Here is a 25,053-nt window from a genome sequence, read left to right as displayed (position 1 = left end):
TCTGAAATCAGGCGGGTATCTTTCTCTCTACATTAGAGTTGCTGAAAAGCGGCTTATTCAGCCTGCGCCTCTTCTTTTTCTTGAGCAGCAGCAGCGCCCATACGGCCCTCTCTGCCTTCTGCAATCGCATTTGCCATAGTTGCAGAAATCAGTTTAACTGCACGAATTGCGTCGTCGTTTCCAGGAATAACATAATCGATTTCATCGGGATCGCAGTTGGTATCAACAATCGCAACAATCGGGATACCTAGCTTCTTAGCCTCTGCAACAGCAATGCGCTCCTTGCGGGGGTCAACGATGAACAGTGCGCCGGGAATCTGACGCATATCTTTAATTCCGCCGAGGAATTTCTCGAGCTTTTCAATTTCCAAACGGAGCTTTACGACTTCTTTCTTAGGAAGCAGTTCAAAAGTGCCGTCTTCTTCCATAGTCTTGAGCTGGTTCAGGCGGTCAATTCTGCGGCGAATGGTGCGGAAGTTTGTGAGCATGCCGCCCAACCAGCGGGCATTCACATAGTAAGCACCAGCGCGCTCTGCTTCTTCACGAACAGAATCCTGAGCCTGCTTCTTTGTGCCAACAAACAGCACGGGCTTGCCTTCTTCAGAAAGCTGACGAACAAAGCTGTAAGCTTCTTCGAGCTTCTTAACGGTCTTCTGCAGGTCAATGATGTAGATGCCGTTACGCTCGGTGAAGATGTACTCTGCCATCTTGGGGTTCCATCTTCTTGTCTGGTGACCGAAGTGTACACCGGCCTCCAAAAGTTGTTTCATAGATACGACTGCCATAATTAAAATCCTCCTTGGTTATTCCGCCGCCGCACCTTTATTTTGACGTGAACCCCGGTAAAAGGGCACCATTGCGTCATAGTGTGGCGTGTGATTTACTGGAGTATTATAGCACGGCAAAGAGGATTTGGCAAGTTTTTTCCTGCTTTTTCGCGAATTTTATTACGTGTGGAACCAACCACTGCCAAACCGCTTTTTAGGTCGGAACGGCATTGCAAAATCCACTAAAATCGTTTCTTCCCCTATGATTTGAATATCCTCCCAGCGAATGACAATGTCATCCTCCCTGCCCAGAAGACCCAACCATTTTAGCCGGCCATAAATAATGATTGCGCTAATTCTTGCTGTTTTCAGCTCAATCTCAACATCGCTCACGGCGCCCAGCCTGGTGCCGTCTTTCACACTGATTACCTCTTTGTTTCTCATATCGGCCATTCTGCAATTTGTCATCAGGCACACCTCCCGCCTGATGCTATCTATATTCATACAATAGTAGCATTTAAAACCCCGGGACAAACAAAGACGCTACAAATCCAGTAATTTTTCAATTATTTCAATTATAATGAAAAAGAAACGCTAATACGGCCTTATTATCATAATTAAAACAACATAGAATCATCTTTATTGTAAAAGATATTTAAATGTCTTTTTTAATCTTGTCTAGCGCTCCTTTTTCTAAACGGGAAACCTGCGCTTGGCTGATTCCGATTTCCCCTGCGACTTCCATTTGGGTTTTCCCCTGGAAGAAACGCATGGAAAGAATTCGCTTTTCACGGTCGCTTAAATCGCTAATGGCTTCCTTGAGAGCAATCTCATCGAGCCAGTTCCGGTCGTCGTTTTTATCCCCTACCTGATCCATCACATAAATTGTGTCGTTCCCATCCGAAAAAACAGGTTCGTATAGTGAGACCGGTTCCACAATCGCTTCAAGAGCCAATACAACCTCTTCACGCTGTATGTCAAGCGCTTTCGCAATCTCGTTGACGGATGGTTCCTTGCCGTTCTCCGCTGTCATTTTTTCTTTCATCTGCATTGCTTTGTAAGCCGTATCTCTCATAGAACGGCTGACACGCACGCTATTATTGTCTCTTAAATAGCGCCGAATTTCTCCAATAATCATGGGAACGCCATACGTTGAGAAACGAACATCCAGATCTGGGTTAAAATTGTCGATGGCTTTCATTAAGCCAATGCAGCCCACCTGAAATAAGTCATCCAGATTTTCACCACGATTGGTAAAACGCTGAATCACACTTAGAACCAGCTTTAAATTGCCGCCGATCATTTCTTCCCGGGCTTTTTGCCTCTCACTTGGCGTTCCGTGCTTAATTATCTGCAAAAGAGCTTGTTTTTCTGCCTCGGTAAGCACTTTAAGCTTCGCTGTATTTACTCCGCAGATTTCAACCTTGTTATACTGCATAACTCCCCGCCCTCCACTCTCATACTGTCTGGCTCTTACACGTTCATTATTGCCAGATTCTGATAGCTTCATTCGTAAAGATTCCCATATTTAAAAAATGAATTTCTTTCGGAACGGGGACATGCTTGTATAAAATGAAAAAGATGCGCTATGATATTTTCGAGAAAAAAACTGTTAGGAATGGCTACCAGCTTATAAAAACCGCAATTTATCAAGTAAATTAGGAGAAAAGCAGTTTAAGGTAAAAAAAACTTATGCAAACATGTAATTTATTTTGTTTTTTCTCTTGCATCCTGTAAAAAAAGGGGTATAATGAAATATGCGAATTTAGTATACAAATTTAGTATACATTAATCTTAATTCTGTTTTATTCTATATATAATAATGAGGTGAACATTCATGTCCCATGAACTACTGAAAATTGAGAACCTGCAAGTGGGTGTTGAAGATAAGGTGATACTGGACGAGCTGAATCTTACCATTCGCAGCGGTGAAACGCATGTGCTGATGGGCCCGAACGGCGCGGGTAAATCTACTCTGGGTAATGCCATTATGGGCCATCCGTTATATAACATTTGTAAGGGCAGCATTGTATTCGACGGTGACGACATTACTAACGAAACGACGGATGTACGTGCTAAAAAAGGTATTTTCCTTTCTTTCCAGAACCCAGAAGAAGTTCCCGGAATTGCACTCGGCAATTTTCTTCGCGTCTCTCGCGAAGCGGTAACCGGTGAAGCTCCCCGTATTTTAAAGTTCCAGAAAGAAATGAAAAGCTTGATGGATTCTTTGGAAATTAATCAGGATTACGCCGCACGCTACCTGAACGTTGGTTTTTCTGGCGGTGAAAAAAAGAAAGCGGAAATATTGCAGATGTTGATGCTCAACCCCAAGTTTGCCATATTGGATGAAACAGACTCTGGCTTGGATGTTGACGCAGTAAAGATTGTATCAAAAGGCATCCACCAATTCCGCAACGATAAAAATTCGTTGCTGATTATTACACATAATGCAAAAATTCTGGAAGGTCTGAAGGTAGACTACGTTCACATTTTGGTGAACGGCACGATTGTTCATACCGGTGACAGCAGCCTAATTCAAGAAATTAATGAGAGGGGCTTCCAGTTCTTTGAAGCGGGAGGTGTCCGCAATTGAGAGCCTTTGAAGAAGAAAAAACAAGGGTAGACGACATAGACCGAACCATCTATGACGTAAAGGACAAGGTTGACGCTGCCTTTACCGTAGATTCCGGTTTGACTCCAGAAATCGTGAACCAAATTTCTGTTGAGAAAAAAGACCCGGAGTGGATGCGCTTGTTCCGCCAAAAATCACTCCGCACTTATAATGATATGCCTTTGCCGAGCTGGGGTCCTTCCCTCGAAGGGTTGGACATGGACCATATTGTAACTTATGTTCGCCCCAAAACGGGTATGAGCAGCAAGTGGGAACAAGTTCCTGAGGACATTAAAAATACCTTTGAGCGCCTTGGTATTCCCCAAGCGGAGCGTCTTTCGCTCGCAGGCGTTGGCGCCCAGTACGACTCTGAGGTTGTGTACCATAATGTGCGTGCCGAAGTAGAGGCACAGGGTGTTGTTTATACCGATTTGGAAAGCGCACTGCACGGCCCGTACTCCGAAATGATTCGCAAGCACTTTATGAAGCTGGTTCCCCCCAGCGACCATAAATTTGCCGCATTGCATGGCGCAGTGTGGTCGGGCGGCTCGTTCGTTTACGTTCCCGAGGGTGTACAGCTAACCATTCCCCTCCAGTCCTACTTCCGCTTAAATGCGCCGGGCGCCGGTCAGTTTGAGCACACTCTAATCATAGTAGAAAAGAATGCGTACCTGCATTTTATTGAGGGCTGTTCCGCCCCCAAATATAACGTAGCCAACCTGCACGCCGGCTGCGTAGAGTTGTTTATTGGTGAGAATGCTCGTTTGCGTTACTCAACCATTGAAAACTGGTCAAAGAATATGTATAACCTGAACACCAAGCGCGCCTTGGTAGAAAAGGGCGGCGCAATCGAGTGGGTTTCGGGCTCCTTTGGCTCGAATACCTCTTGCCTGTACCCCATGAGCGTGCTTAAGGGTGAGGGTGCTCGTACTGAATTTACCGGCATCACCTTTGCCGGTAAAGGCCAAACCCTTGACAATGGCTCCAAGGTCATTCACGCTGCTCCAAACACCAGCTCTCGCATCAGCACCAAGTCCATTTCAAAAGATGGTGGTGCCTGCATTTACCGCAGCAGTGTTGTGATTACTCCGGAAGCGGCACACAGCAAATCCTCCGTATCATGCGAATCTTTAATGCTTGATAGCGAGTCCCGTTCCGATACAGTTCCGGTAATGGATATTCAAAATGATGAGTCTGACGTTGGGCACGAGGCAAAAATTGGACGTATCAGCGATACTGCAATTTTCTACTTGATGAGCCGCGGTCTTACGGAAGATGACGCGCGCTCCATTATTGTTAGCGGCTTTGCAGAACCTATCGCTAAAGAGCTGCCAATGGAATACGCGGTCGAAATGAATAACCTGATTAAGCTCGAAATGAGCGGCAGTATTGGATGAGGAAAGGAGCTTTGCAATGAACATGACCTTAAATCAAGTAAACCTGCTGCCAGTCAGAACATGGAAGTGGCTTGGAGTAAACGGCATTGCGGTAGAAGAAGAGATTCCCGGTGAGTTTGCCGCTTGGGAAAAACAATCTCTTAACCTGCCACAAGGAGTAACCGAGCAAGCCAACGCTTTTAACGGCGCAGACACAATAGAAACCGGAATGGGCAAGGATGCAGCACAGTTTGTTCTGCAAAATAGAAATACAGAAATTCACCTGGTTGCAGAAGGCAAAACCGAAGAACCGATTACAATGGAATATGTTCTCGGCGCCTCCTCCCCTGTTCTTGCCGATTACAATACCATTTATGCCAAAGAAAATAGCAGCGTCACCTTGGTGCTAAGCTACCGCTCAGAGGGCAGTGAAAATGTATTCCACACCAGCCTTACTAAAATTTATGCGGAAAAAGGAGCACATGTACGCCTTGTGCAGGTTCAGCTTCTGGGAGATAACGCATTCCATTTTGATGATGTTGGCGTAATTGAAAAAGAAGGTGCCTTAGTAGAGGTAATCCACATTGAGCTGGGGGCACAAAAGCTTCTTTCGGGCTGTAAGGCTCGGCTGGAGGAACGCCACAGCCGTTTTGAAAACGAAACCATTTATCTGGGTGATAAATCCAGAATCATAGATATGAACTATTTGGCTCAGCATATCGGCAAAGAAACCGAGAGCGAAATTCACGCGAACGGTGCTTTGCTGGATGAATGCCAGAAGATTTACCGTGGAACCATCGATTTTCTGCGCGGTGCTTCCTATTCCGTTGGGCATGAAAGCGAGTATACTCTGCTATTCAGCCCCAAGGTACGCAACCGCACCGCACCTTTGATTTTGTGCGGGGAAGAAAACGTAGAGGGTCAGCATGCTGCAAGCATTGGAAAAATCGATGCAAGCAAGCTGTTCTATTTAATGTCTCGTGGCATTTCGGAACAACAGGCCAAGCAAATCGTAATTGAAGCACAATTCACTCCGGCACTGGAGAAGATTCCGGTAGAAGATCTGCGGGAATCTGTGCGTGAGTGGCTCAAAGAAAGGATGAAAAACGCATGAACCGGATACAAGAGCAATTTCCCTTATTGCAGCAAAAAGTAAACGGAAAGCCAATCGTATATTTAGATAACGCTGCCACAGCACAGCGTCCGGTAAGCGTTTTAAAGGCGGTGGATGATTTCTATCGCAATGATAACGCCAATCCGCACCGTGGTGTATATGAGCTTGCAGTTCGCGCAACGAATGCATTTGAAGATGCCCGCAAGGTTGTAGCCGAATTTATTGGTGCAAAAGATGCAGCTGAACTAATTTTCACCCGCAATGCAACAGAAGCACTTAACCTGATTGCATACAGCTATGGTATGAATTTTCTCTCCGAAGGCGATGGCATTACTATTTCCATTGCCGAGCACCACAGTAATTTAGTGCCGTGGCAACATGTAGCCGGAATTGTTGGTGCCTCCCTTGACTACCTGTACCTAACAGATGGAGCAAGGATTACCGATGAAGAGATTGCCGCTAAAATCACAGAGAAAACCAAACTCGTTTCGGTTGTTCATATTTCAAATGTGCTTGGCGTTCAGCTTCCCATTGAAAAGATTGTAAAGCGCGCGCATGAGGTTGGCGCTGTTGTGGTGCTTGATTGCGCCCAGAGCGTTCCCCATATGCCGGTAAATGTAGAGCAACTTGGTGTGGATTTTGCCGTGTTCTCCGGCCACAAAATGTACGCACCGCTGGGTATTGGTGCTCTTTGGGGTAAAAGAAGCCTGCTCGAGAAAATGCCCCCCTTCCTTTCCGGCGGCGACATGATTGACTCTGTTGAAGAACAGGTTACCACCTATGCCCCCATTCCCCAAAAATTTGAAGCCGGAACACAAGACGCCGGCGGTGCTGTTGGCCTTGCCGCAGCCGTGAAATTCATGCAGGGAATTGGCTGGGAAGAAATCACCCGCATTGAGCATGAGCTCATGGCTTATGCCATTGAGGGGATGAAGAAAATCCCCCATGTAACTGTTTTAGGCGGCGATATTCCTGCGAATGAACGCTTCGGCGCTATTTCCTTTTTGGTTGAGGATGTTCACCCGCATGACATTGCCAGCATATTGGATGCAGACGGTGTTTGTGTTCGTGCTGGGCACCATTGCGCACAGCCTCTGCTTCACCATTTAGAGCTGTATGCAGCCAGCCGTCTTAGCTTTGCAGTGTACAACACCAAAGAAGACATTGATGCGTTTCTGGAAAGCCTGAAAAAAGTCAGAGGAGTAATGGGTTATGGAGCTTGACCAGATTTATTCGGAAATTATAACGGAAAATAGCCGTTCCAAGCGCAATAAGCGCGAACTGGAAAACCCTACTGCTGTTATTAAAGGGGTAAACCCCAGCTGTGGAGATGAAATTTCTCTGCAGGTTCGTGAAAAAGACGGAATCATTGAAGACGCTTCTTTTACCGGTATGGGCTGTGCAATTTCACAGGCCTCCGCTTCCATTATGATTGACCTGATTAAAGGGAAAACAAAGGAAGATGCGATGCACCTTGCCAACACCTTTCTTTCGATGATTAAGGAAGGCAAGCTGGATGATGAAGCACTCGACGAGCTGGAGGATGCAGCTGCATTCCAAAATATTTCAAAGATGCCCGCACGTGTAAAATGTGCGGTTTTGGCTTGGCACACACTAGAAGAAGCCATTCAGTCAGAAGTTAAGTGTCCTGAATAACATCTTTTTTAAATCTAGAATAAAGGAAAGGCACGTCTGAATTTCAGACGTGCCTTTCCTTTATTTTCAGCTATTGTCTTCTTCCTCACGAAGCAGATATTGTACCATTTTTTCGGGGTGGTTTAAAAACTCTCGAGTGACAATATAGTGCTCGGTTTGCTCATAAGGAGTACGGCATATCCCCTCATCCTTAGAGAGCACGTAAATGCACGCTCCGGGGTATGCCATCAAAATAGGAGAATGAGTGGCAATCACAAGCTGAGAATTTTGCTCTACCAATTGGTGAAGATGTGCTAACATCGACATTTGACGGGACGGCGACAGCGCCGCCTCCGGTTCATCCAAAAGATAAAGCCCCTCTCCCCCAAAGCGGTTTAGAACCAAAGACAAAAAGCTTTCTCCATGCGATTGCTCATGCAGTGATTTTCCCCCATAGCTGTTAATAAGAGGAGGCCGACTCGTTCGAATTGCATTGAGGTCATCAATATTACTCGCAACATTATAGAAGCTTTCTGCACGCAGGAAAAAGCCGTCTCTCGGGCGCCGAACCCCTTTCACAAGATGAAGATACTCACACAGCTGGGAGTGCGTTTCTCTGGAAGAGAAGGTGAAATTTCGTGTGCCACCCTCTGCGTTAAACCCGGCGGCAACCGCAATGGCCTCAAGTAAAGTAGATTTACCAGTTCCGTTCTCCCCCACCAAAAACGTGACCGGCTGCTCCAGTACCAGTGGTTTTTTTCGCAGACTTTGTACCGCAGGGAGCGTCTCCCAGTAATTCTTTTGTTGTGGCAGTTTATTGAGTTCTACACGCCGCAGGTACAGCGACTCTAAAAATTCTGCACCCATTTATTATTCAACAATATTCCCTGAAACGGGCGCGAGAAGAACCTTACCGGTACCGCGGTATACATTTACCAATCCTTCGCCGGAAACCGCAGAGCCCATCAGCGATTTACCCGAGCGCTCCACCGTAAAGATCAGGCTGCCACTCCACGCAATTGCCATATTTCCGTCCACTTTTAAGACATCATCTTGCAGAGTAATCTCAACCAGTTCTTCCCGTGGGCAATACGATTCCAAACAAAGAACACCATTGCCGCTAACACCGAGGTTAAAAAGACCCTCGTTACCCGCTACTGCGGAAGAAAAATTCGAGCGCATCACCGCTTTGTGCTTCAGCGTGGATTCACAGGCAAGGAACAAACCGTCATCCAGAACAATTGAACCGTTCCAATCTTGAAGATTCACCAAGATAATATGGCGGTAGGTTGGTTCCAATACCAAAAGGCCGTTGCCGGTATATTCGGGCTTAATGGCAGACTCACCGGTTACCGAGCCACGCATGGCTTTGCTTAAAAAATCGCCAACACCTTTAATCCCAGTTGTAGCGTTCACATTGCCAACCGTCCACTGCATTGCTCCGGCCTGCAAGGTAATACCGCCATTTGCTTTGCTCATATCGCAAACAACCTGTCTTTTACGAACATTCATTTTGCTTGCAAAATAGGCTGTTTGAGCATCATGGGGCATCACACTGAGGTCACGCTGATACTCCAGAACCGTGAACGCCCCCATGGATGCCAGTGTGGTTATGTCGTCGTTATCACTAAAATTCGAAATAGAATACAAAATGCAACTCCTCCTTAAACTCTGTTTATTACTAGTTAAACCATATCTAATGATTTCATCTTACAGAAACAGTACTATAAAGTCAATCTACTCAACCCATTATTGTTCTTCTTTGCAGAAAAACCGAACCGTAGATTCCAGCAAATATTCTATGCTCAAATACTTAACTACATAATGCTCTGATTTATTAATTGCCGCATAAAAAGCACAGTACAGTAAACAACTCTGCACTGTGCTTTTTCTATCATTCATCAGCGATTCATTTCACTTTGTTCGCCGGTGTTTTGATGTTCTTTGATCAGCCGCTCAACATCACGAAAATCCGAAGCCGGCATATCGCCCGGTATGGTATTTTTCACGGCACTGCTCGCATTACCAAACTCAAGCGCCTTTTGGTGATCGCCGTATTTGAGCAACCCAAACAATACACCCGCCACATATGCGTCGCCACTGCCAATGCGGTCTACCACTTCGATATTAGAATACGGCTCTTCCTCAAAGAAACGGTCTTCCTTGGCACTGTACAAAATAGAGCCAAAAGTGTGCTGCTTGGGGCTAATAATCTGCCGGTTTGTTGTTGCAACAACTTCCACTCCGTAATCCTTACAGTAGCTCTTCATAATATCATGTAGCTCGCCTGTTTTTTGGAACATTCTGCGAGAAGTTTCCGCAGATACAAAGAGGATGTCGATATACGGCAAAATACTCTCAATCGTACTACGTGCCTCTTGCTCATCCCATAAATTTGCCCGGTAGTTTACGTCAAACGAGATTTTTGCCCCACCTGCACGAAAACGGCGAACCAGCTCTAAAGCCACCTCACGGGTTTGCTGGCTAAGGGCAAGAGAGATACCGCTTGTATGGAACACACGTGTGCTGGTATAGGCAGATTCGGGAATCTCATCGAGCGTGATGCTATTGATAGAAGAATGCTTTCTGTCGTACACCACACAAGGCTTTCTGGGGTGAGCTCCATTTTCGTAGTAATACACGCCTAGGCGAGCATCGCGGTTTTCATCGTAGAGCAAAAAGTCATCACTCACACCGCCAAAGCGGATGCGGTTTTTAATAAAAGTACCAACTTCACTACGAGGGATTTTTGAAATAATACCCGTGCGCAGCCCTAAAAGAGATAGACCGGAGGAAACATTCAGCTCCGAGCCGCCGGCTCTCTTTTCAAACACCACACCATCAACAATTCGCTCGTTGATGGTGGGTGATAGCCGCAGCATAATTTCCCCAAAGGTGATGGCGTCAAAAGGTCGTTTGGATTCCATGTCATCTGCTCCTTTTCACAAGCAACACTACATTCTAAAGTTTATCTATTATGATTATTTAAATCTGAACTCATACGAATCAATTATGAAAGCTCGCTGTGCCGGCTGAATTTCCCCATAACCGCTTATGTAAGAAAAGGGCACCGAATGATGATGATTCTTCGGTGCCCTTTCTGCAACACCGCGCGTCACGGTGTTTTTCTACTCTAGCTTGTTATCTCTGAACACGGCCAGAGCCGTCTCCCAGTGCAAGCTTATTTACTTCATCCACAGAAACCTGGTTAAAGTCACCCTCAATGGTGTGCTTGAGGCAGCTTGCCGCAACGGCAAACTCAATTGCATCCTGGGGAGCATAGTCGTTTAGCAAGGAGTAAATCAAACCGCCGCCGAAGCTATCGCCTCCGCCTACACGGTCAACAATGCGAATGAGGTAGTTTTTGCTGAAATAGTAGTCGCTGCCATCATACAGCATTGCAGCCCAGTTGTTATCGCTAGCAGAAATAGAACCACGAAGCGTAATGGCAACCTTGTCAAAATGGAAGGTGTCTGCAAGCTTCTTGGCAACCTCTTTGTAGCCCTCATGGCTGATTTTACCGCCGGTAATGTCGGTATTTGCTGCTTTGATGCCGAACACATCGCTGGCATCTTCTTCGTTGGAGATGCAAACATTTACATATTCCATCAGGCCGCCCATAACCTGACCAGCCTTCTCGCGAGACCATAGGTTCTTGCGGTAGTTGAGGTCGCAGCTCACTTTTACATTGTGGCGTTTTGCAGCTTTGCAGGCTTCAAGGCAAATTGCTGCTGCACTGTCGCTGATAGCGGGAGTGATACCGGTGAAATGGAACCAATCCACACCCTCAAAAATATCATCCCAATTAAAATCGGAAGGCTGTGCAGTTGCAATTGCAGAACCGGCACGGTCATAAATAACCTTGGAAGGACGTTGGCTGGCACCCTTCTCTAAGAAGTAAATACCTACTCTGTCGCCGCCGCGGGGGATTTTAGAAACATCGACTCCAAATCTTCTGAGGGAATTAACTGCACTCTGGCCAATGTCGTGCTTCGGCAGCTTTGTTACAAAGCTTGCCTCAATGCCATAATTGGCAAGAGAAACGGCTACGTTGGCTTCGCCACCGCCGTAGGTAGCGCCAAAGTTTTCAGCCTGAACAAAACGATAATAGCCTTCCGGAGCAAGGCGCAACATAATTTCACCAAAGGTAACTACTTTCATCTTAATGAATCCTCCAAATGATATATACTTTCTATTCTTCCATGCAAAAGAACATCTTTTTCTGTTGGGTAATTTTTACTTTTTCTGGGCAAGATGTACTCGAAAGCCGCAGAAATCGCGCTTTAAATAAATGATGGTCATGTTGCCTTTATCATCATACTTTGCAGAATCAGCATCAAACTCAATTCCGCGGCTCTCAAAGTAGCTGATGGCTCTGGGCAAGAAATTGGTATTGATTGAGAAATGGCCGCGCTCACCATACCCCATAAACTTCATAATTTCTACTGCGGTACCGGCAAAGAAGGAGCTATTGCCCTCTTTCTTAGCAAAGCCAAAAATATCACTGAACGCATCGGTTAATTCACCGGCTTCGGCTGCATCTTTGGTGTTAATACCAACATGGCCAATTTCAAAGCCCAGCATAGTCTGCACTGCTTCACGGGTCATATCGCGAATTTTATTAAACTCCCCTGCGCTAATCAGCTCGGGCTTTACCATCCAGCTGCCGCCGCATGCTAAAATTTTATTGTAAGACAGATACTCGTTCAGGTTTTTCGCGCTGATTCCGCCGGTGGGCATAAACTTCATTTTCACATAAGGAGCTGCCAATGCTTTAATCATAGCAAGGCCGCCTGCCTGCTCCGCCGGGAAGAACTTTACAACGTCGAGCCCAAGCTCAATGGCCTGCTCAATATCGCTCGCATTTGAGGTACCGGGTGTCACCGGAATCCCTTTATCTACACAATACTTTACAACTTTGGGGTTCAGGCCAGGGCTAACAATAAATGCAGCACCGGCAGCAACCGCTTTGTCTACCTGCTCGGTATTCAGTACAGTACCTGCACCTACAAGCATTTGAGGGAATGTCTGAGACATTGCGCGAATGGCCTCTTCTGCCGCATCGGTACGAAAAGTAACCTCCGCACAGGGCAAGCCGCCTTCGCAAAGCGCCTTGGCTAGCGGAACCGCATCCTTTGCGTCATCGATTTTAACGACCGGAACAATACCAATTGCACCAATTTTTTTTAATGTTTCATTCATGTTCAGCACCTCTGATTCTTTTAGTTTCATAATGTGGAACTTAGTTTCATTTCTTTGTACTTTTATTATACTGTTTCCCCGCGTGAAGTCAATAGAATCTTACAGGTTTCCAATTGTTTTTCCCGATTCACTATGATACTATTAGAGAACTAAGTCAGTCGCTTTGCTTTTTAAGCAATATTTTTACGTACTTTTTTGCAGCTTTACCTGTTTTAGTTTTAAGATTCATCCAATTTGGAAAGGAAGAAATTGGTGTATGCCCCAATCTAATCCCGTTCAGTCGGCAGAGCGTATTTTTGAACTGTTGGAAGCTCTGGTACAGAGCGGCCCAGTCACTCTAACGGAACTGAGCACACGGCTTTCCCTTCATAAAAGCACCGTACATCGCCTCCTCAAATCCCTCGTTTTAATGGGATATGCACGGCAGGAGGAGGAGTCTGGTAAATACCTGCCCACCTACAAAATTTTAGGGCTTGCGGGAATGCTGCTCTCAAAACTCGACATTCTTGCTGTTGCGCGCCCGTTTTTAGAACGCTTAATGAGGCAAACTCATGAAACGGTTCACTTTGTTCAGCGAGAAAACACCCACATTATTTATGTGGATAAAGTGGAATCCGACGCGAACAGCATCCGCATGGTATCTCGCATTGGGCTACGCCAGCCGATGTACTCCACTGGAGTTGGCAAGGCAATACTCGCTCAAATGAAAAACAGCGAAATACAAGATGTATGGAACCAAAGCGATATTCATCCCTATACTGAACACACCATTGTAACCTTTGAGCAGCTTATGCTAGAGATTGAGCAAATTCGCAAGCAAGGCTACGCGCTCGACAACGAAGAGAACGAGTTAGGGGTACGCTGCATTGCCGCTTGTGTAACCGATTTTTACGGTCGTGCATCGAACGCCTTTAGTATTTCTGCACCCGTTTCCCGTATGTCAGACGAACGCATCCAGGAGCTCTCGGAATATGTTCTCCAAACAAAGCGAGACCTTTCTCAGGAATTGGGTTTTTCCGGAAAGTGATTTCCGGTACCTGAGAATAGGCTCGCATTTTTCCGTTTACTCTAATGGATTTTTGGTAAGATACGGGAAAAACTTTAATAGTAACTCTTATAGTTGACGAATTACTTTTATTGAGAAAATAAGCGGCTTTTAACCGTGCACACTGTATTTTTTACGGCAAAAAGGAACGCAAAGAACGAATTATTCTATATCGGATGATAATAAATACCAAATTGCAGTGAAATTTGCGAGATATGGAAGCTTTTTATGCAAAATATGCACTGCTTTTGTTGAAACCCCCTGCATTTGATGGTATAATTATTTGTAATTGTTTTCAGAAATCTGAGCAGACGAAAGGATTAATTGAGATATGATTTGCGCTAACAAATATCACACCCGCCTGTGTGGCAGGGTGAGTGAAACCGATATTGACCAGACGATTCGCGTGGCGGGCTGGGTTGAGAATATCCGCGACCATGGCGGAGTACAGTTTCTGGATTTGCGGGATCATTACGGCGTGGTGCAGGTTGTTGTACACGACGAAGCCATGATGCAGAACGTAGTGCGTGAATGCACCATCAGCGTTGAGGGTAAGGTGACTTTGCGTGATGCAGACACCGTAAACTCCAAGCTGGCAACTGGTACAGTGGAAATAAAGGTAGATTCTCTTACCGTGCTTGGCAAGGTAACCAACCCCCTTCCCTTTGAGATTACCAATTCCACAGAAACCAAGGAAGACGTTCGCCTAAAATACCGCTTTCTGGATTTACGTAATCCGGAGGTTCACAATAATATCGTGCTTCGCTCGCAGGTGATTTCCTTTCTGCGCCAGAAAATGACCGAAATGGGCTTTTTGGAGATTCAAACCCCCATTCTCTCTACTTCTTCTCCGGAGGGCGCGAGAGACTACTTGATTCCCAGCCGTAAGCATCACGGTAAATTTTATGCGCTGCCGCAGGCTCCGCAGATTTTCAAGCAGCTGCTGATGGTATCTGGCTTTGACCGTTACTTCCAAATCGCACCCTGCTTCCGTGATGAAGATGCAAGAGCAGACCGTTCACCCGGCGAGTTCTACCAGCTCGACTTTGAGCTTGCTTTTGCTACACAGGAAGATGTTTTTGCTATTGCAGAAGAGGTTCTCTCCGAAGTATTTGCGAAGTTCTCGAATAAGCAGGTCTCCAAAGCACCGTTTGTGCGCATTCCTTTTCAGGAGTCCATGCTCAAATATGGCACGGATAAACCCGATTTGAGGAACCCGCTTGAAATTATCGATATTTCCGATATTTTCGATAATACCACATTTGCACCGTTTAAGAATAAGACCATCCGTGCCATTCGTGTGCCGGGCTGCACTTCCCAACCAAAGAGCTTCTTTGAAAACATGCTGAAATTCGCAACAGAAATTGGCATGAAGGGCCTTGGTTATATCAGTGTAATCGGCGAGGGCGAATACAAGGGCCCCATCACCAAATTCTTGCCGGATGACAAACTGAAAGAGCTTATTTCGCGTGCCGGTTTAATTCCGGGCGATGTCATTTTCTTTATTGGAGATGAAAAAACCGCTGCTGCAAAGCTGGCCGGGCAAATTCGTACCGAGCTTGGCAGACGCTTGAACTTGATTGATGAATCTCGTTTTGAAATGTGCTTTATTGTCGACTTCCCCATGTATGAAATTGATGAGGACACCGGCAAATACATTTTCACTCACAACCCCTTCTCTATGCCCCAAGGCGGCCTTGAGGCACTGCAAGGCAAGAATCCCGAAGAGATTCTCGCTTACCAGTACGATATTGTTTGCAATGGCGTTGAGCTTTCTTCTGGTGCTGTGCGTAACCACGACCCTGAAATCATGGTGAAGGCATTTGAAATTGCAGGCTACACTGAGGAAGACATCCGCGAGAAATTCGGCTCGCTGTACAATGCGTTCCACTATGGAGCACCGCCGCATGCTGGTATGGCTCCCGGAGTTGACCGCATGGTAATGCTGCTCACCGAACAGCAAAACATTCGTGAAGTGATTGCATTCCCCATGAACAGCAACGCGCAAGATTTGCTCCTTGGTGCACCTACCGAGGTTACCGAGCAGCAGCTGCGTGAAGTTCATATTAAAATTAGATAATTCTAAAAATTTCTCTCCTCTCCCATTTTTGTGAGGGGAGAGTTAAAAATTACAAGGAGGCGTTTCCGCTTGGTCACACATGAAGATATATTAAAAATTGCACGGCTTGCCAAGCTCCAAATCCGCGAGGATGAGCTGGAGGCTTTTACGAAAGATATGGACGAAATTATAAATTTCGCCAATACCATTAATCAGGCCAATGTGGAGTCCTCAGATTTTGATCACATCAATCAATTGGAAAACGTGTTTCGTGAGGATGTCGTTGAGCCGTCTCTTCCTTCAGAGGATATTCTGCGCAACGCAGAAAGCCAGGAGGACGGTTACTTCTTGGTGAAAAAAAGAGGATAAGGCGGGTGTAATCAATGGAAGATTACGGTAAAATTAAGAAACTTCATCACTCTTTGCAAGCAAAAGAAATTTCTTGCCAAGAGCTGACCAAAACCTATATACAGGCGATTGAAGCGGACAATCCCGCCCTCAATGCCTACGTTCACTTTACCCCAGAAGCTGCCCTAGCGGCAGCGCAGGAAGTTGACGCAAAAATAGCACGTGGTGAAGAAATTAATATTCTTGAGGGCATCCCGATGACCCTCAAAGACAACATCTCTACCACAGGAATTGAAACCACTTGCGGCTCTAAAATTTTAGAGGGCTACCGCCCGGTATTCGATGCAACCGTTTGGAAATTACTGCACAGCAGAGGCGCTGTACTTTTAGGAAAAACCAACATGGACGAATTTGCCATGGGTTCTTCCAATGAAACCTCCATTTATGGAGGAGCATGGAATCCCCACAACACCAATTTCGTTGCAGGCGGCAGCTCTGGCGGAGTTGCGAGTGCGGTTGCAGGCAACTTAGCAGTATATGGCCTGGGAACCGACACAGGCGGATCCATTCGTCAGCCGGCGAGCTTTTGCGGTATCGTTGGCCTGAAACCTACTTATGGTGCGGTTTCACGTTACGGCGTAGTTGCCTATGCCTCTAGCTTTGACCAAGTAGGCCCGATTGCCACAAACGTGGAGGATACTGCCTTGGTATACGATGCTTTGGCAAAGCAAGACCGAATGGATTCCACTTCTCTTGGTGCAAAGGAATTGGCATGCGACTCTTTGAAAAAAGATATTAAGGGCATGAGAATCGGCTTTGCAAAGCAGTACTTCGACGGTGTTCGTGATGATGTGCGCCAAGCGATTGAGCGCTCCATGCAGATTTACCGTGAACTTGGCGCAGAATTAGTTGAGATTGATCTTCCCCAGCTCTCTTACGCTTTGCCGGTATATTACATTTTAAGCTGTGCAGAGGCTTCTTCGAACCTTGGTCGCTTTGATGGTATTCGCTATGGCTATAAAGCCTCTAACTACAATGATGTAAACGAAATGGTCGCAAAAACACGCAGTGAAGGCTTCGGTAAAGAAGTAAAACGACGCATTCTGCTTGGTACCTATGTTTTGAGTGCTGGTTACTATGATGCGTATTATAAAAAAGCGCAGAGTCTTCGCGGTGTATTGGTTCAGGCGTTCCAGTCCGCTTTTGAACGCTGCGATGTCATTGCAGCGCCTACCGTGCCGATGACTTCCTTTGAGCGTGGTAAAGCAGAGCAAAATGCGGTTGAAACGTATTTGACGGACATCTGCACCGTTCCGATTAATATTGCAGGAATTCCTGCTCTCTCTCTCCCCTGCGGATTTGACCAGAAAGGAATGCCGATTGGCTTACAGCTCATTGGTAATTCTTTCTGTGAGGCTACTCTTCTCAATGCCGCTTACCAGTTTGAGCAGGCTACCAGAGAAAATGTATTCCGCGCAGCTAGTATGGGGGTGCAATTATGAAATACGAATTAGTATCGGGTCTTGAAACCCACGTGGAGCTTTCCACAAATACAAAGATTTTTTGCAGCTGCTCTACGGAGTTCGGCGGCGACCCAAACACGCACTGTTGCCCGGTTTGCGTAGGGTTTCCCGGAACACTGCCAAAGCTCAATAAACGAGTGGTAGAGTACGCGATTATGGCTGGCCTAGCCACGAACTGTGAAATCTCCATTATCTCCAAAATGGACCGTAAAAACTACTGCTACCCCGATTTGCCCAAGGCATACCAAATTTCTCAGTTCGATATGCCGCTTTGCAAAAATGGCCATATTGACCTTTCCAACGGGCGCAGAATCCGCATTAACCGTATCCATATAGAGGAAGATGCCGGCAAGTTGGTTCACCAAGGCGGCAACACATATGTGGACTACAACCGCGGCGGCGTTCCACTTATCGAAATTGTTACTGAGCCAGACTTCCGCAGCAGTGAAGAGGTACGCGAATACGTAGAGAAGTTACAGCTCGCTATGAAATTTATCGGCGTGTCTGACTGCAAAATGCAGGAAGGCTCCATGCGTTGCGATGTTAATATCTCCGTTCGCCCGGTCGGCACGGAAGAATACGGTACCCGAACAGAAATTAAAAACATGAACTCAATCACCTTTATGACAAAGGCGATTGAATATGAGTACACCCGTCAGATTGATGTTCTTGAAAACGGCGGGAAAATTACGCAGGAAACCCTGCGCTACAATGAGGCTGACGGTACCACCTCCAGCATGAGAAGCAAAGAGGATGCCGACGATTACCGCTATTTCCGTGAGCCGGATTTGATTACCATCCATGTAACAGAAGAAGAGATTGAGGCCATCCGCCGTGCTTTGCCGGAACTGCCGGAAGTAAAGCGTGAGCGTTATATTAACCAAATTGGCCTGCCGGAAGCCGACGCATTGCAGCTTACAAAATCCCGCGCGATTGCGGAATTCTTTGAAGCAGCAAGTGAAGGCGTGGCAAACCCGAAAACCGTTGCAAACTGCATTATCGGTCAGATTTTCCGCCGTATGGACAATGATGATGCCAAAGAAAAATTCGAGGTCTCCATCCCCGCTTCTTACCTGAAAGAATTGGTTCTTTTGTTAGACAGCGGCAAAATCCGTATGAATTTGCTGAAATCCACTTTGGATAAAATGCTGGACAGCGGCAAACCTGCCACCGATTTCCTCAGTGAAAGTGATTTGAGCGGAGTAGATTCCGGGGATCTGAAAAAGCTCTGTGAAGAGGCCATTGCGGCGAACCCCAATGCGGTTGCAGACTACCGTGCTGGTAAAGAAAAGGCCCTCAAAGCCTTGCTTGGTATGGTTATGAAGGCGAGCCGTGGCAGAGCGGATGCTCTTGAAGCAGAACGAATTCTGATTGAGCTGATTTCGCTAGGCTAAACACCAAAAGCGTTCGCAATTGATTTTCGAAATCAAGTTCAAACAAAAATAATGTAACGCATAAATCGGTTTCTCCCCTGCTTTCCGTCGGGGAGAAACCAAAATTTTATTAAGATAAAAATGGAGATACTGAGAAGAAAAAGGAGCTTGTTTATGGAATTTACAAAAGAGGACAATCGCATTTTTTCAAATGATGAAACAGGCAAATTGATAGCGGAAATCACGTTTCCGAACATTTCATCCACAACCGTTGATATTAATCATACGTTTGTAGATGATTCTCTGCGCGGCCAAGGCGTTGCTGGCAAGCTGATGTTAGCAGCGGTAGATTCGATTCGTGCACAAGGGAAAAAGGCAATTGCCACTTGCCCTTATGCCGTTGCTTGGTTTGAAAAAAATAATGAGTTTTCAAATCTTTTGGATTCAGAAATTTCCAGAAATAAATAGCCACTGGCGGCACATGCTATTGTCGAGGAAGTTCAGGCGAAGAACGAAACTTTGCTGAAGCCTTGCCATAAAACACACTCTGTTTTTTTGGTGCTGGCGGATGTAAACTATCGTTGAAACACAATTAAATTTAATTGATGTATCCGCTTGGCACCTCTTGGTAAGTCCGCCTATGACAGGACGTAAAATTAATCTCCATTCAAACGTAATATAGGGGAAGAACCATTGGGTTCTTCCCCTTCCTTTATCTTTCAATTAAGTAAATCATACTAGCAAACTTTTTATTATTATTTATTTAATAAAATAAGCATATATAATTTAAATAAACTATGCTATCCTTAAAAAACGGGAATGGAAAGGAAGGTGATGAGCAATGATTCTAACTACAACTAACACAATAGAAGGCAAACGAATTGTAGAGTATAAGCAAATCGTTTTCGGAGAAGTTGTTTCCGGCGTCAATTTTATGAAGGATTTTGCGGCGGGTCTTACGAACTTTTTTGGAGGAAGATCCTCTTCCTATGAGGGCGAGCTTATGGAAGCGCGAGACAAAGCGATGCTGGAGCTGCAGAGCCGTGCTGCTGCTTTAGGCGCAAACGCTGTGATTGGAATAGATGTTGACTACGAAGTACTTGGAACAGATAACAATATGTTAATGGTAACCGCCTCTGGTACCGCAGTAGTCGTTCAATAATTAATAAAAAGCCTTAATAGTACAACTCGTGCTGCTAAGGCTTTTTTTCGTATTAAATTAAATATAGAAAATGATCAGACAAATCGTTGTGCTGTATAAGGATTCTCCTGATAAATCTGCTGAGACAAACGAATAAACTCTCGCATTGCCTTGCTGATATATCGATTTTTTTTATGCGCGATATAAATGTGGCGGCAAACATTCGGAGCTTGTACCTTATATAAATATGCTCCCGGTTCACCAGAAGTACGTTTGATTACGGTATCTGACACAAAGGCCATGCCGATTTGCTGCTTGACCAGATTATATGACGTCATAAGCTGATCCAAGTACAAGGTACGTTTTGGTGTGAAATGATATTGTTCAAATAATCCATTGGCAAACGTATTCATATTATGCCCTTTGTGAAGCAGTAAGAAAGTGAATTCACGAAAGATAATCGGATTCACTGGCTTACAATCCGGATTTTTATATGCGTCCTCGCATACGTCACGTGCGGTCATACGGTATTCCATTAAGTGGCGATTAATCTCATATTGTTCTGGTACAGCAAGGAGGATATGCTCTTCTCTCAATGGGTAGCTTCGAAAGAGCTTGTCATCAAATGTGCTACTGTCAATCACTAGATCCACTTCCGAATCCAATAGCTTTTGCTGAAGCTCCGGTGTGCTTGCCTCATTTACCTGAAGCTGAATGCCTGGGTACAGGCTATCGAATCTTGATATTAGCGGAGCCATAAAATAGGATGCAAAAAACTGCGGAGCTGCCAACATGAGTGTGCCAGTTTTCATATCCGTATAATCTTGCAAGTAAGACTCTAAGTTTTTTTGCAGTTCTAAAATTTGCCGAGTTGTTTCTATATACACCTTCCCCGCATCGGTTAATTGAACCGGAGTGGTACTTCGGTCAAAAATAGTGATTCCTATATCTTGCTCCAGTTTTTTAATCGTTGCACTTAAAGAGGGTTGCGATATGTATAAATTCTTTGCCGCACGAGAAAAGCTACCTTCTTTATAAATTTCATAAACGTACTTCAAAGTCTGGAACATGGCATTCTCCCTACATTATAAATAAATTCATATAATTTCTATTATATTATATGTATTTGATTATATTATCTCTTTCTGGTATTGTCAATATAGAAGAATTCAAGGAACTTTTGTGAATGGTAACGAACAATAAATAGTGCCAATTCAGGAAGATGAATTCTCATAAACTAGCTTACGAGTATTCCTTAACAATAGAAATTTGGTGAAAAAACGCGCTTTGACTGGCCGCCCATGCCATGTCAAAGCGCGTTTTTTTATTGTTATTTATTGTTGGTTATTTCTTTGAGATGCCTTTATGTTATTTCTGGTTTTACGCAGTTCCGCTAAATTTGCAGCGAGCGCATCATCCGTTCGCTTCATTAAGTCGTCAATGTAGTCGTTTGAGGCACGGCGCATCTCACGAAATTTCGCCTGGCTTTGGCTAATCAGCTCGTTCGATTTTTGTTGCGCCTGGCGCACAATTTCATCCTGATTTACAAGAGTTCTGGCACGTTCCTCCGCAATACGAACAATGCTTTCTGCCTCGCGCTTTGCATCACTGATGATTTGGTTACGATCAGCCACTATGGATTTTGCCTGACGAAGCTCTTGTGGGAGATTATCGCGAATTTCGTCGAGTATCACCTTTACCGCTTCCCCATCCAGCACTGCTTTACCACCAGTAAGCGGAAAATTCCACGCTTTATCTACCATATCGTAGAGCTCATCCAATAAATTCTCTACATTCATCGTTTTTTGCCTCCTGTATAAAGACGTTGCGTAATGTCATCCAAAATACACTCTGGCACAAAATTTGAAATATCCCCGTCAAAGGTAGCTACCTGTTTTACAATACTTGAGCTAAGGTACATATTTTCTGCTCGTGTCGTTAAAAACAAAGTTTCCAAATTCGGGTTCAGCTTTTTGTTGGTCAGAGCCATTTGAAATTCATATTCAAAGTCTGACAAAGCTCGTAGACCCTTTACAATAGCAGTAGCATTGCAAATTTTAGCATAGTCTGCTAATAGGCCTTCAAAACCGACGATCTCTATGTCTGTCATACCTACTGTTGCACGCTTAAGCATGTCAATACGCTCTTCTACGGTAAAGCTAGTATGCTTATTGGGGTTGACCAAAACGGCAACAATCAAATGGTCAAAAATTTTACGGGCACGATTGATAATATCCAAATGCCCAAAGGTAACCGGGTCAAAACTACCCGGACAAATTGCTATTTTCATAACGATGTCACGTCCTTATGCCGATACACGGTCAGCAAAATTTTTCCGTAGCGGTAAGAACGCACCTTCATAAATTCACCAGCGGTAAGAGGGAGTTCTTCATCACTAGGGTGTTCGCAAATAATCGTGCCGCCATGGTTCATCACAGCCGCTGTATGAGGCAACGCTTGCTCAATTAACCCCGTACGATAGGGCGGGTCTAAAAAAGCAATATCGAATGGCTCCGGATTACGGGATAAAAAAGAAATGGAATCCGAGTTCACTAGCTTTGCCTGCTTTTCAAACCCTGTGGCTTCAATGTTTTTCTCAATTACGGCAACCGAATCACGTGAGCTATCAACAAACACAGCCTCCCGCGCACCACGACTGAGTGCCTCTAAGCCTAGCTGGCCAGAACCGGCAAACAAATCGAGTACCCGGCGGCCTTCCAAATCGAACTGAATAATATTAAAAAGGGCTTCCTTCACCCGGTCGGGTGTAGGGCGAACGCGCTCTCCTTCTAGAGATTGCAATCTCTTGCCGCGTGCGGAACCTGTAATAATTCGCATATAAAAACCGGACCTTTCCCAAAGTCTTGTTAAATTTATTATCCCATTATTTGTGCATACTGTCAACCGCTATCTTTTTCTCCCGAATTTGAGTGAAAATAATCGTATATGGTTTGCGCGGCAGGACGAGTCATCCCTTTTACACCGCACAGCTGCTCCAAATCTGCTTCCCGAATGGCCGTAATGGTACGAAAATGCCGCAGTAATGCTCTTGCTCTGGCATCCCCCACGCCCGGAATATTGGTAAGTGTACTGGAAATGGTGTTCTTCTTTCGCATTTGGCGATGATACCCAATCGCAAAGCGGTGAACCTCATCTTGAATGATAGAAACCAGTGTAAAAGCACTGCGGGTAGATTGAATGGAGATTTCGCCGCCATCCTTTGCAATGGCACGAGTACGGTGTTTATCATCCTTTACCATTCCAAAGAGAGGAATATCTAACCCGTACTCCTGTAAAATAGGACGAACGGCAGATACATGCCCTTTGCCGCCGTCAAGCAAAATCAAGTCTGGTAGGCGACCAAAGCCTTCTCCGCTATCCTTGTGTTGGTAGTATTCCCCCAAACGGCGGCTAATTACTTCTCGCATCGCGCCATAATCGTCTTGCCCTTCAAAGCTTTTGATTTGAAAACGACGATAAGCAGACTTTAACGGTCTCCCATTTTCAAACACCACCATACCGGCCACGTTATCGCCGCCTGCAAGGTTTGAAATATCGTAGGACTCGATATACTGTGGTGGGTTTTCTAGCCCTAGCAGGCGCGCCAGCTCATCCAGTGCGGATGCTTCTTTACCGGTTCGACCGGTTTGCTGCGCCAGCTGTTCTGACGCGTTGCTGCGGCACATTTCAACAAGCTGAGCCTGTTCCCCTTTTTGCGGAACGGTAATCTTAACCCTACGCAAAGCCTTCTTAGCGAGCCATTCTTCTAATAACGTGGCATCCTCTACTGGACCATCCAAGGTAAGGCGTGGAGGAACCTGTTCGCGCATAGAATAATACCGCTCTATAAACTCACCGCGTGCCTGCTTTAGGTTCCCAATTTCCCCTAAAAGGAATGTTTCACGATCCACTAAATTACCGCCACGAAAGCGAAACACCTGCACACACGCACTGCCTGGGCCTTGCGCGAGCGCAATTACATCCTGCTCGGGAACTCGAATGGAAACGACCTTTTGCCGTTCCCGCATTTTCTGAATGGCATTCATACGGTCACGTATTCGGGCAGCATATTCAAACTCTAAGTTTTCTGCCGCCTGCTCCATTTTTTCCGTGAGGCGCTTCATCGATTCCGTACTGCCACCTCGAAGAAAGTCCACAGCCTCTGAAACAGCTTCCTGGTATTCTTCTGCTTTCATACGGCCGCGACAAGGGGCACTGCATTGCTTTATATAGTAATTCAGGCACGGCCTGCCCTTGCCAATATCCTGCGGAAAGCGGCGGTTACAGGAGGGGAGGCGAAAGATTTTGAGAGCCTCGTCCACTGCCTGCTTCACAGACCACGAGCTAACATAAGGGCCAATGTACTCCGCACCATCATCCGCAATCTGTTTGGCTTCGGATATTTTAGGCCACTCTCCCTTACTGATACGAATGTAATGGTAGCCTTTATCATCTTTCAGCAAAATATTGTATTTGGGCGTGTATTGCTTAATTAAGCTACACTCCAACACAAGTGCTTCAAACTCACTGTCGGTAAGGATATACTCGAAATCATGTACGTTAGAAACCATGCGGCGAACCTTATCGTCATGGTTTTTTTCAGAACCAAAATACTGACTAACCCGGTTTTTCAGCGCTTTTGCCTTACCAACATAAATTATGGTGCCGCTCTTATCGCGCATAAGGTAAACTCCCGGTGTAAGCGGCAGGCGCATCGCTTTTTTACGCAGTTCTTTTTTATGATCTTCCATGCTTTCCTCCCTTACACTTAGAGCTCAAGTTAAATAACAAAAAAGCACCGCCAAAGCGGTGCCTTGAATTGCTTAGAATTCGCCGGAATCAGCCTTATATGCAAATCA

Annotated in this window: 25 protein-coding genes; 12 read left to right on the top strand and 13 right to left on the bottom strand. The window is 45.5% G+C overall.

Annotated elements, in window-relative coordinates:
* Positions 1 to 53: 53 nt before the first annotated feature.
* The 3 genes from rpsB to sigG form a co-directional block, all read right to left on the bottom strand.
* Positions 54 to 785: a 30S ribosomal protein S2 gene (gene rpsB / locus E7L17_RS04825; RefSeq protein ID WP_316322121.1), complete on the bottom strand. Its 732-nt coding sequence runs from the start codon at positions 783 to 785 to the stop codon at positions 54 to 56.
* Between the two features lie 162 nt (positions 786 to 947).
* On the bottom strand, positions 948 to 1,235 hold the full coding sequence (locus E7L17_RS04820; protein WP_085833270.1) for a YlmC/YmxH family sporulation protein: 288 nt from the start codon (positions 1,233 to 1,235) through the stop codon (positions 948 to 950).
* Positions 1,236 to 1,422: 187 nt separating this feature from the next.
* Positions 1,423 to 2,205: an RNA polymerase sporulation sigma factor SigG gene (sigG, locus tag E7L17_RS04815; protein WP_316322189.1), complete on the bottom strand. Its 783-nt coding sequence runs from the start codon at positions 2,203 to 2,205 to the stop codon at positions 1,423 to 1,425.
* A gap of 399 nt (positions 2,206 to 2,604) precedes the next feature.
* Here sigG and sufC point away from each other — a divergent pair, with 399 nt between their 5' ends.
* Genes sufC through sufU form a run of 5 tightly spaced genes read left to right on the top strand, consistent with a single transcriptional unit; the run spans position 2,605 to position 7,524 of the window.
* Entirely contained in the window at positions 2,605 to 3,360 is a 756-nt protein-coding gene (sufC, locus tag E7L17_RS04810; RefSeq protein WP_316322120.1) for a Fe-S cluster assembly ATPase SufC, read from the top strand.
* Entirely contained in the window at positions 3,357 to 4,775 is a 1,419-nt protein-coding gene (gene sufB / locus E7L17_RS04805; RefSeq protein WP_316322119.1) for a Fe-S cluster assembly protein SufB, read from the top strand. The genes sufC and sufB overlap by 4 nt, the downstream gene beginning before the upstream one ends.
* Before the next feature lie 16 nt (positions 4,776 to 4,791).
* A complete protein-coding gene (locus tag E7L17_RS04800; RefSeq protein ID WP_316322118.1) occupies positions 4,792 to 5,868 on the top strand; it encodes a SufD family Fe-S cluster assembly protein in 1,077 nt (358 codons plus the stop codon).
* Positions 5,865 to 7,091, top strand: a complete 1,227-nt coding sequence (locus E7L17_RS04795; protein ID WP_316322117.1) for a SufS family cysteine desulfurase — start codon at positions 5,865 to 5,867, stop codon at positions 7,089 to 7,091. The genes E7L17_RS04800 and E7L17_RS04795 overlap by 4 nt, the downstream gene beginning before the upstream one ends.
* The gene (sufU, locus tag E7L17_RS04790) at positions 7,081 to 7,524 is read left to right on the top strand and encodes a Fe-S cluster assembly sulfur transfer protein SufU (RefSeq protein WP_316322116.1); all 444 of its coding nucleotides are present in this window, start codon (positions 7,081 to 7,083) and stop codon (positions 7,522 to 7,524) included. The genes E7L17_RS04795 and sufU overlap by 11 nt, the downstream gene beginning before the upstream one ends.
* Before the next feature lie 66 nt (positions 7,525 to 7,590).
* On the opposite strand, the gene E7L17_RS04785 is transcribed toward sufU, so the two are convergent.
* The 5 genes from E7L17_RS04785 to E7L17_RS04765 form a co-directional block, all read right to left on the bottom strand.
* Positions 7,591 to 8,370 carry an AAA family ATPase gene (locus E7L17_RS04785; protein ID WP_316322115.1) on the bottom strand — a complete coding sequence of 260 codons (780 nt, stop codon included), beginning with the start codon at positions 8,368 to 8,370 and terminating at the stop codon, positions 7,591 to 7,593.
* 3 nt (positions 8,371 to 8,373) lie between these two features.
* A complete protein-coding gene (locus E7L17_RS04780) occupies positions 8,374 to 9,153 on the bottom strand; it encodes an AIM24 family protein (RefSeq protein ID WP_316322114.1) in 780 nt (259 codons plus the stop codon).
* 251 nt (positions 9,154 to 9,404) lie between these two features.
* Entirely contained in the window at positions 9,405 to 10,430 is a 1,026-nt protein-coding gene (locus E7L17_RS04775; protein WP_316322113.1) for a sugar kinase, read from the bottom strand.
* Positions 10,431 to 10,644: 214 nt separating this feature from the next.
* A complete protein-coding gene (locus E7L17_RS04770) occupies positions 10,645 to 11,664 on the bottom strand; it encodes a PfkB family carbohydrate kinase (RefSeq protein ID WP_410470643.1) in 1,020 nt (339 codons plus the stop codon).
* A 75-nt stretch (positions 11,665 to 11,739) separates the two neighbouring features.
* Positions 11,740 to 12,705 carry a bifunctional 4-hydroxy-2-oxoglutarate aldolase/2-dehydro-3-deoxy-phosphogluconate aldolase gene (locus E7L17_RS04765; protein ID WP_316322112.1) on the bottom strand — a complete coding sequence of 322 codons (966 nt, stop codon included), beginning with the start codon at positions 12,703 to 12,705 and terminating at the stop codon, positions 11,740 to 11,742.
* Between the two features lie 256 nt (positions 12,706 to 12,961).
* Here E7L17_RS04765 and E7L17_RS04760 point away from each other — a divergent pair, with 256 nt between their 5' ends.
* The 7 genes from E7L17_RS04760 (at position 12,962) to E7L17_RS04730 (ending at position 20,215) form a co-directional block, all read left to right on the top strand.
* Positions 12,962 to 13,732: an IclR family transcriptional regulator gene (locus tag E7L17_RS04760; protein WP_316322111.1), complete on the top strand. Its 771-nt coding sequence runs from the start codon at positions 12,962 to 12,964 to the stop codon at positions 13,730 to 13,732.
* Positions 13,733 to 14,081: 349 nt separating this feature from the next.
* Positions 14,082 to 15,830, top strand: coding sequence for an aspartate--tRNA ligase (gene aspS, locus E7L17_RS04755; RefSeq protein WP_316322110.1), 1,749 nt, complete (start codon positions 14,082 to 14,084; stop codon positions 15,828 to 15,830).
* A 69-nt stretch (positions 15,831 to 15,899) separates the two neighbouring features.
* Positions 15,900 to 16,178 (top strand): Asp-tRNA(Asn)/Glu-tRNA(Gln) amidotransferase subunit GatC, encoded by a 279-nt coding sequence (gene gatC / locus E7L17_RS04750; RefSeq protein ID WP_316322109.1) that lies wholly within the window; start codon positions 15,900 to 15,902, stop codon positions 16,176 to 16,178.
* A gap of 14 nt (positions 16,179 to 16,192) precedes the next feature.
* The gene (gene gatA, locus E7L17_RS04745; protein WP_316322108.1) at positions 16,193 to 17,659 is read left to right on the top strand and encodes an Asp-tRNA(Asn)/Glu-tRNA(Gln) amidotransferase subunit GatA; all 1,467 of its coding nucleotides are present in this window, start codon (positions 16,193 to 16,195) and stop codon (positions 17,657 to 17,659) included.
* Positions 17,656 to 19,074 (top strand): Asp-tRNA(Asn)/Glu-tRNA(Gln) amidotransferase subunit GatB, encoded by a 1,419-nt coding sequence (gene gatB / locus E7L17_RS04740; protein WP_316322107.1) that lies wholly within the window; start codon positions 17,656 to 17,658, stop codon positions 19,072 to 19,074. Before gatA ends, gatB begins: the two co-directional genes overlap by 4 nt.
* 153 nt (positions 19,075 to 19,227) lie before the next feature.
* Entirely contained in the window at positions 19,228 to 19,521 is a 294-nt protein-coding gene (locus E7L17_RS04735; RefSeq protein WP_316322106.1) for a GNAT family N-acetyltransferase, read from the top strand.
* A gap of 373 nt (positions 19,522 to 19,894) precedes the next feature.
* Positions 19,895 to 20,215 (top strand): putative heavy metal-binding protein, encoded by a 321-nt coding sequence (locus E7L17_RS04730; RefSeq protein WP_316322105.1) that lies wholly within the window; start codon positions 19,895 to 19,897, stop codon positions 20,213 to 20,215.
* 74 nt (positions 20,216 to 20,289) lie between these two features.
* Here the strand turns inward: E7L17_RS04730 and E7L17_RS04725 are convergent, their stop codons facing one another.
* The 5 genes from E7L17_RS04725 to uvrC all read right to left on the bottom strand — a co-directional run bounded on the left by E7L17_RS04725 (position 20,290) and on the right by uvrC (position 24,945).
* Complete coding sequence (locus tag E7L17_RS04725; RefSeq protein ID WP_316322104.1) at positions 20,290 to 21,264, bottom strand: LysR family transcriptional regulator; 975 nt, start codon at positions 21,262 to 21,264, stop codon at positions 20,290 to 20,292.
* 264 nt (positions 21,265 to 21,528) lie between these two features.
* Complete coding sequence (locus E7L17_RS04720) at positions 21,529 to 21,993, bottom strand: ATPase (protein ID WP_085833250.1); 465 nt, start codon at positions 21,991 to 21,993, stop codon at positions 21,529 to 21,531.
* Positions 21,990 to 22,484, bottom strand: coding sequence for a pantetheine-phosphate adenylyltransferase (coaD, locus tag E7L17_RS04715; RefSeq protein WP_085833249.1), 495 nt, complete (start codon positions 22,482 to 22,484; stop codon positions 21,990 to 21,992). Before coaD ends, E7L17_RS04720 begins: the two co-directional genes overlap by 4 nt.
* On the bottom strand, positions 22,481 to 23,071 hold the full coding sequence (gene rsmD / locus E7L17_RS04710; RefSeq protein ID WP_316322187.1) for a 16S rRNA (guanine(966)-N(2))-methyltransferase RsmD: 591 nt from the start codon (positions 23,069 to 23,071) through the stop codon (positions 22,481 to 22,483). The genes coaD and rsmD overlap by 4 nt, the downstream gene beginning before the upstream one ends.
* 23 nt (positions 23,072 to 23,094) lie before the next feature.
* Positions 23,095 to 24,945, bottom strand: a complete 1,851-nt coding sequence (uvrC, locus tag E7L17_RS04705; protein ID WP_316322103.1) for an excinuclease ABC subunit UvrC — start codon at positions 24,943 to 24,945, stop codon at positions 23,095 to 23,097.
* Positions 24,946 to 25,053: the final 108 nt, after the last annotated feature.

This window comes from Clostridium sp., assembly GCF_032576335.1.
In the GTDB taxonomy this organism is placed as follows: Bacteria; Bacillota; Clostridia; order Oscillospirales; family Acutalibacteraceae; genus Faecalispora.
The sequence above is the reverse complement of the archived record's forward strand: the minus strand, read 5'-3'. Positions and strand labels throughout refer to the sequence as shown.